Raw genomic sequence first — 6,096 nt, 5'->3', positions numbered from 1 at the left:
CAAATGGGCTTGTTACCATCGTGAGAACGCTCCTGGTTTTTGCAGTTCGCTTGCTATCAAGCAGGCGGATAGCCTGGGATAGTGATTATATAAATAATGTAATATCTATAGAATTGCCTCCTCTGATATAGCAAAAGATGAGCATGGGGATAGGAGTTGAAATTGCTCCATTGGGCGTGAATGATCTGGTCAACCTGCAGAAATAGATCAGCTCTCCCTGTCGACTCTGTGCGCGCGTGTTATAGGTCTGACTGGCAGGGCCAACATCAGCACCCTGCCAGCCAACTTTCTTCGTGAGGCCTAGTAGTGCTTACATGTGGGTGAAGCTGTTCACTTACGAAGGGAGAAAGTTCTTGCTGCTATACCGCTCCTGTTATGGCGAGAGTGCCAGAGCCACAGCCCACCAATCATGAGCAACAGCCCGACAGCCTCAAGTAAGACTGGCAATGTGCCCTGAGGCAAGGCAGGCAACCAGTCTGGCAGGCGAGCAAAGGGGATCTGGGTCAACTGCTGCACTGAGGTACCGAAAGGAACACCCTGCATCAATCCGGGCTGGGGAGTAACCTGCAAATCGTAGGTGACCTGTGGAGCCGGCGCAACTAAACTCAGATAGGTGAGCCAGCTCTTTGGCCAGACCCACCCCATATGGCGATCGGTCACCAGGTCATGATACAGGCCCTCGTTCACTGGTTCCTGAAAGAGGACCTGTAAGCCTGGGGCTCCGGGCACCTCTTTCCCTACGGGGGACAGTCCCAGATGATAGGCCCAATCGCTGGTGTAGAGCGGCTGATCGGTCAACAAGTACAGATCGGCATTAACCGTATCGGTCCCGATGGCCAGCACCTCCAGAGGCACCCAGAGCCGAGGTAAGCGCATCGTAATCAGCAGTGGCGTGCCATCTCCTTGGGTCAAACCGCGCTTATGGGCCTGGGTGGCATCAAACTGGACGGCCATAAAAAAAGGGCTTGCCTGTCCGTAGACCAGCAGATGGGCTCGTGTCTCTTCGTCGAGCAGAAAGCCATGCTGCGTTGCCCAGTCGAGAACAGCCGCACCACTCCCTTTGACCACAGTGATATTGAGAGTTGCAATCTCTACCTGCTGCACTACCTGGACGCCAACCGCGCTGAACTGCACGCCTGTTGATTCCCCGTGCGTAAGTAGACGCTGCTGCACCTCCAGGCCCAGGCGTTGTAGGGTCCAGGCGCCTCCCTCCTGGATACTCAGCGGAGCCGTTGGCAAGGGTACGATCCAACCCAGGCGACTGGCATCTCCCTGATACGTAAAGCTGGTGAGATAATACTCCAAGCCATCATGCCAGGCGACCAAGGTAGTGGCGCGCTGCAGGCGTACACTGCCATTGGGAGCCACCAGTCCACCGCAAGCCAGGGCCGGCTGAGCCTGTAGCAAGGTGAGCAGCAGCAACAGCCCGGCGGCACAGGACCACTTCCAGAGGCGAGAGAGAGGAAGCAGAGACATAGGCGGGGCACCTCCTTCGCACATGATATGGTCGGTGATCATCCGAAGCAAAGGACGGCGCCCGCGCCCAAAAAGTTCCCCTCCTTACCCCGGTCGCTCGCTGCTCCGCTCCGGCTGGCTGACCTAGTAGCGGACAGACTTGAGGTATCTCCTCGCTGAGGTCTGACGAGCTACTTGCCGCTGTGTCCCAGGATATAAATATTGATGAAAAAGTACAGGGTCATAGCCACACCGACCAAAGTAACGAAGAGGCGTACCCAGCGCTGATCGATTTTGCGGGCGTAGTAGGCGCCCCCATAGCCGCCAATGACGGCCCCGACCACCATCAGCAAGGCTTGAGGCCAGAAGACCGCTCCGGCCAGTGCGAAAGTCACCACTGCCACCCCATTAATCAAGCCGGCCAGCAAGGTCTTGAGGCCATTCATCTCGTGGATATTTTCCATGCCCATCATGCCTAGCGTGGCCAGCATCAAGATACCGATGCCGCCGCCAAAATAGCCCCCGTAAGTAGCAATGAGAAGCTGGAAAAAAGAAACCGTAACCAGCTTCGAAGGAGAAAGCTTCTCCATCCTCATGGCCAGCGTACTGGTAGCTGGCAGCTCGGCGGAGAGAGTCCTCGCCTGAGCTTGAGCTAGATCGGAGGTCGCTACAGGGGTCGCCGGTAGAGCTGCCGCACGTCGCTGGCGCAAGAGGGCGGTCAGCCGGGGGCTGGCGGCGAAAAGCACGGTGGCGATCAGCAGCAGGGGCGGAATCAGCAAAGTAAAGGTCTGCTGCGGAGTACGGAGCAGTAATAGCGCGCCCAGTACTCCCCCGATAAGGCTCGTGCCGCCCAGCACCAGGATCAAAGCCCGCGGCTGGCGCGCCAGCTCCCTGCGGTAGGCTCCAGCACTGGCCACGACGCCGGGCCAGAGCGCCACTGTATTGGTCGCGTTAGCATTGATAGAAGGTACGCCTGTGAAAATCAGGGCCGGAAAGCCGATGAAGCTGCCGCCGCCGGCAACTGAATTCAGCATGCCGCCGAGCACCGCAGCCAGGAAGAGCAAAACGGCCTGTGGAAGGGTCATAGACGTATTCCAACTTTCCTTTACGAAGATGATCCTGCTCTAATCATAGCAGCAAAAAAGCTGGAAAAGAGAGGTCTCGACTCTCAGCGAGACTTCCCCCTGTCTAGCAGTGCCATAGAGAGGAGTCAAGACCTGGGCTGAGAGCGATGGCGAGGCCTAGTGACCTGACTCGGCCAGATGGACCCCCTGTCCTCGCCGCTCCTCCTTGCCGCGCACCAGCGATGTCCCTACGCCAATGGCGGCGATCAGAGCGCAGACCAACAAAGCGCTCTGGAAGGCGTGGCTGAAGGTTTGCTCAAGTGCAGCGGCCTGCGCAGCAGAGAGCGTACCGTGAGCGCGTAGCATCACTAGCTGCAGGCCGGCGTTAGCCCCCCCAAGACTGGTAAAGACCGCACCGGCGAGCGCTACGCTGATGCTCTGTCCCATAGTACGACCCGTTGCCAGGAAGCCTGAAGCACTGCCTTGTTGCTCGCGAGGAGCATCGCCCATCAGAGCGCTGCTATTGGGCGACTGGAAAATGGCCTGTCCCATACCGGTCACCACCAGGCGCCAAATGATATCCCAGAGCGAGCTGTGGGCATTGAGCTGGCTCAGCAAAATCAAGCCTAGACAGGAAATCGCCAGTCCACTGGCCGCCAGCCAGCGCGAACCAATCCGGTCCGCCAGACTCCCACTGATCGGCGCAACGCAGGCGAGCGTGATGGGCAGCGGCGTGAGCAAGAGACCGGCCACCTCTGTTGGAAAGCCGTGCAATTGCTCCAGGTAGAACGGCATCAGAAAGCTCACTGCGAAAAGCGACATGAAGCAAAGGATCAGGCTGATATTGGCTGAAAGAAAGACTCGCCGCCGTAGCAGTGAAAAGTCAATGACAGGATACGCAACGCGCTGCTCAATGAAGTAGAGCGCGACCAGCGCGGCCAAACCAACGAGCAGGCTGCCGAGGACCAACGGTGAGAGCCAGCCCAGTTCCTGCCCGAAAGAGAGCGCCAGCGTGATACCAGCCAGGCCCACGCCCAAGGTCAGCGCTCCCAACGGATCAAAGCGTCCCTGACGCTGGGCATGACGCTCCTTCAAGAGGAACCAGGTTGCAAGGAGGCCAATGATTCCGACTGGGACATTCACATAGAAGATCCAGCGCCACGATAGATATGTGGTAATCAGGCCGCCGACGGTCGGGCCAACACTGACCCCCAGGGCGACATTGATAGCGTTGAGGCCCAAGGCGCGCCCCCGCTCAGAGGGAGGAAAGGCGCTGGTCAGCATGGCCGGCGAGATGGCCATCATCAGAGCGCCACCAAGGCCCTGGAAGCCGCGAGCGATCACGAGAAAGAGCAGCGAAGGCGCCGCACCGCAGATGGCCGATCCCAAGGTGAAAATGATCAGCCCCAGCAGCCAGACAGGCTTTTGCCCTACCATATCGGCCAGCCGTCCGGCTGTCAGCAGCATGGAGGCCGTCGCTACAAGGTAGGCGATCGTCACCCACTCAACTGCCCCATTGAGGGGTACGCGAAAATAACTGGCAATGGCCGGCAGACCAATATTCACGATGGAACCATCAAGGGTGGCCATGAAGACGCCAATAGCTAAAATGACGAAGACCAGCCATTTGTTGGTCTCTATAACTGTTGCTTTCTCGCTGCGGCTCCCCTCGCTCTGGACGGCGGCAGTCGCCGACCGTGGTTCCACCGTAGGAAGCGCAATGGTCTGCCTCGCTTGCCTCCTCCGTTCGTCACTATGACCGTTGTGCCCAAGCTGTCCACCGGACTGAGCCGTCTGTCTCTCTTGGGATATGCGTAGTTCTGGCAATTGGAGATCTTGATGCTGCATTATCCTTCCTGTCCCACTATCTCCCAGTATATACAAAATTGTAAATTCTTGTATCAGCAAAGAAGAAAAGCAGGCACTATCCTGAGCTGTGTATCCAGGCCTGGCGTGGATAGCCTGCGAGAAAAGGGTATGTGGTAGGGCACTCGCATCCACAGAAGATAGCTCTTTGACTGTTCCTTACACTGTAGGGCGCTGTGGTAGCGAGACACTCTCTTCACTTTCTATCTAGATAGAACAACTTCGAAAGAAGGAGCATTCCTCATAACGACATATCGCCATAGCTGAGAGCGGAAAACTGTCCTTTTGGACAGGTTGTCATAGTTAATTCCTTGCCTGAGTTCCCTGGCCTCGTCCATGATGCATCGTCATCGCTCGACTTTTTCTGGTGACGCGAACGTGCTATCATGAATCAGGGCTTCAGAAGCCATGAAAAACTCTGCTTTAAGTTCCGTTCTCTGCGCCGCCTTAGAGGAGGCAAAGCTGCTCTTATTCCTTTGTCATGCTATAAAAGAGAAAAATGGATAGATGAGCGATGCAGAACAATCCGTCAGAATTTCAGCATGAGCGATCTGCTGAGGGAGAGATCCAGGAAACAGAGAATGTTTCCTACCGCATCAGCGACTACGACTACGAGCTGCCACAGGAACTAATCGCTCAACAGCCAATTGAGCCCCGCGACGCTTCGCGTCTACTCGTGGTGCATCGGGCTACGGGAGCCTTAGAGCATCGCCACTTTCGCGATATCGGCGACTATCTGCGGGAGGGCGATCTCCTGATCGCTAACCAGAGCCGCGTTATTCCTGCTCGCCTGCTTGGCAAGCGCGAAGGCACCGGTGGAGCAGTTGAAGTATTATTGCTGGCTCAGCGGGCCGACCTTGGCCCTGATACCTGGGAAGCATTGGTCCGCCCTGGACGGCGTCTACGCGAAGGGGCGCGCATCCTCTTCGGCGATGATCAGGCAGCGGGTTTGCCGCCGCGCCTGCAAGGCGAGATTCTGAGACGTACTGAAGCCGGAGGACGCCTCATTCGCTTTACCCTGACGCCAGAATATCTAACTCTCCTGGCCCAACGCCACGCTACGCCGCCAGCGGTCGCCCAGGTTATCGAAGAGATTGGGCGCATGCCCTTGCCGCCGTATATTCATGAGCCATTGGCCAATCCTGAGCGCTATCAGACGGTCTACGCGCGCATCGCTGGCTCAGCGGCGGCTCCCACGGCTGGCCTGCACTTTACGCCGGAGCTACTTGATCGTCTGCGCGCTCAGGGAGTGCGGATCGGCTTTGTGACCCTTCATGTTGGCCTGGATACCTTCCGTCCCGTCGATGTAGAAGATGTGCGTGATCACAAGATGCATAGCGAGGAAATCGATATTGACGAGGCCACAGCGGAACTGATCAACGAGACGCGGCGCGCGGGGAGACGTGTCGTGGCGGTGGGCACCACCTCGGTGCGCGTGCTCGAGAGTGTGGCCAGCCTCTTCAATGGCCAGGTGCGCGCCTATCATGGCCACACCAACCTCTTTATTACCCCTGGTTATCGCTTCAAGGTTGTGGATGCCCTGATCACCAATTTCCACTTGCCGCGCTCGACGCTGATCCTTCTGGTCAGTGCCTTTGCTGGCAAGGCTCTGATTGAGAAAGCCTATCAAGAGGCTATCCGTCAGCGTTACCGCTTCTACAGCTTTGGCGACGCGATGCTACTGCTTTAGGCTCTGGCCGGGCTTGTTGCT

4 protein-coding genes are annotated in these 6,096 nt (G+C 57.4%); 1 reads left to right on the top strand and 3 read right to left on the bottom strand.

Annotation, left to right across the window (positions count from 1 at the left end; genetic code table 11):
- Positions 1-330 precede the first annotated feature (330 nt).
- The 3 genes from IRZ24_RS02525 to IRZ24_RS02515 all read right to left on the bottom strand — a co-directional run bounded on the left by IRZ24_RS02525 (position 331) and on the right by IRZ24_RS02515 (position 4,367).
- Positions 331-1,476, bottom strand: a complete 1,146-nt coding sequence (locus IRZ24_RS02525) for a DUF2330 domain-containing protein (protein WP_297160236.1) — start codon at positions 1,474-1,476, stop codon at positions 331-333.
- Between the two features lie 170 nt (positions 1,477-1,646).
- Entirely contained in the window at positions 1,647-2,540 is an 894-nt protein-coding gene (locus IRZ24_RS02520) for a sulfite exporter TauE/SafE family protein (protein WP_297160235.1), read from the bottom strand.
- A 156-nt stretch (positions 2,541-2,696) separates the two neighbouring features.
- Entirely contained in the window at positions 2,697-4,367 is a 1,671-nt protein-coding gene (locus IRZ24_RS02515) for an MFS transporter (protein WP_297160233.1), read from the bottom strand.
- 532 nt (positions 4,368-4,899) lie between these two features.
- Between IRZ24_RS02515 and queA the strand changes: the two genes are divergently transcribed.
- Positions 4,900-6,075 (top strand): tRNA preQ1(34) S-adenosylmethionine ribosyltransferase-isomerase QueA, encoded by a 1,176-nt coding sequence (queA, locus tag IRZ24_RS02510; RefSeq protein WP_297160231.1) that lies wholly within the window; start codon positions 4,900-4,902, stop codon positions 6,073-6,075.
- The last annotated feature ends 21 nt before the right edge of the window (positions 6,076-6,096 follow it).

Source organism: Thermogemmatispora sp., assembly GCF_019683755.1.
GTDB lineage: Bacteria > Chloroflexota > Ktedonobacteria > Ktedonobacterales > Ktedonobacteraceae > Thermogemmatispora.
Note: the sequence above shows the minus strand (reverse complement) of the source record. Positions and strands in the feature narration are given on the sequence as shown.